This is a genomic window from Peterkaempfera griseoplana, assembly GCF_001418575.1.
Classification (GTDB): domain Bacteria; phylum Actinomycetota; class Actinomycetes; order Streptomycetales; family Streptomycetaceae; genus Peterkaempfera; species Peterkaempfera griseoplana.
The window spans coordinates 1-1,270 of the sequence record NZ_LIQR01000800.1 but is presented as its reverse complement, the minus strand read 5'-3'; the positions used below and the strand labels follow the sequence as shown (position 1 = coordinate 1,270).

The following is a 1,270-nucleotide window of genomic DNA, read 5'->3' as shown; positions in this document are numbered from 1 at the left end:
GATCAGCCGGGCTCGGGCGGGGCCGGGGTGGGGTGCCGCCACCGAACGTCGAGGGCGGCATCCCGGCGGCGTCCCGTGTCCGGAGCACGGCGCTGCTCCGACCCGGCTGGGCCGACCGCGGCCGCGCCGGCGCCCCCGTACGGGCGGCGACTGCGCGTACCACTCAGTCCTGCGTCGCCACGACGGGCCGGGGCACCGAGAGAAGCCCGTAGATCACCAGCACGGACATGGCCATGCTGACCAGTGACCAGAGAGGGAAGGCGGAGAGGAAGGCCAACTGGCCGATCATGCTCGCTGAGGCCAGGACGACGCCGGTGATCGGCGCCCCGCGCACCCCCAGGAACACCCCCAGGCTGGTCAGCATCTGCACACAGCCGAAGAGGACCCAGATCCAGCCCCACAGGGCGAAGCCGAAGACCAGCAGCCGGGTGCCGTGGTCGGGGGTCGTGGCGTAGTAGCCGTGGTCGAGCAGGGCGACGAGCCCGTTGATCACGCCGAACAGGCCCCCCAGCATCAGGATGATCCCGGCGAACGTCACCCACTGGGTCCGGTCGGCCGCGGGGACGGCGCGGGAACCCGAGTGCGCGGAGTTCGGCTGCATGACCCCCATCCCAACGAGCGGCGCGATGCGCTGCAACAGCTGATGAGCCATTGGGACCAGCGCCGGAGCCCGTCGTCTCCACCGGCGGTGGCTGCGTCGTGTCCCGTGGATGAGCCCGGCGGTGACGGAACTCGACAGCTCGGCTGGCGTGACGTCAACTCCGCCGGGCGGCCCGGAGGCGCCAGGGGGTCGGCCGGTTCACCGGGGCCGGGGGCGGAAGCGGGAGGCGAAGCGGCGCTGCCAGGGAGTCTCCACGGCGCGGGGTGCGTAGTGCTCCCGGACCCAGGGGACCGCCTGGTGGCCCGGTACGCCGTCCAGCACGGCGAGGCAGGCCAGTGCGGTGCCGGTGCGTCCCCGGCCGCCGGCGCAGGCGATCTCGACGCGTTCGTGCTCGGCGCGCGTCCAGGCCTCGCGCAGCGCGTGCTCCAGGGCCGTGCGGTCCGACGGCAGCCAGAAGTCCGGCCAGCGGAGCCAGCGGGACTCCCAGGTGACGGGAGGCGGCTCATGGCCCAGCAGATACAGCCCGAAGGCGGGTACATCGCCGGCCGGAAGGGGGCGTCTGAGCCCTCGTCCGCGGACGAGCCTGCCGGAGGGCAGCCGGAGCACCCCTGTCGCCGCGGGATCCCAGGTGGTGATCACGGGGGCAGCGTAGCCCGGCCGCGCGGCCGG

The 1,270-nt window shown here is 74.0% G+C and carries 2 protein-coding genes; both read right to left on the bottom strand.

Going from position 1 to position 1,270, the window contains the following annotated elements; translation table 11 throughout:
* Positions 1 to 163: 163 nt before the first annotated feature.
* On the bottom strand, positions 164 to 601 hold the full coding sequence (locus AOK09_RS36915; protein ID WP_055591512.1) for a DUF7144 family membrane protein: 438 nt from the start codon (positions 599 to 601) through the stop codon (positions 164 to 166).
* 198 nt (positions 602 to 799) lie between these two features.
* Positions 800 to 1,240 carry a protein-tyrosine phosphatase family protein gene (locus AOK09_RS36910; RefSeq protein ID WP_055591513.1) on the bottom strand — a complete coding sequence of 147 codons (441 nt, stop codon included), beginning with the start codon at positions 1,238 to 1,240 and terminating at the stop codon, positions 800 to 802.
* Positions 1,241 to 1,270 lie beyond the last annotated feature (30 nt).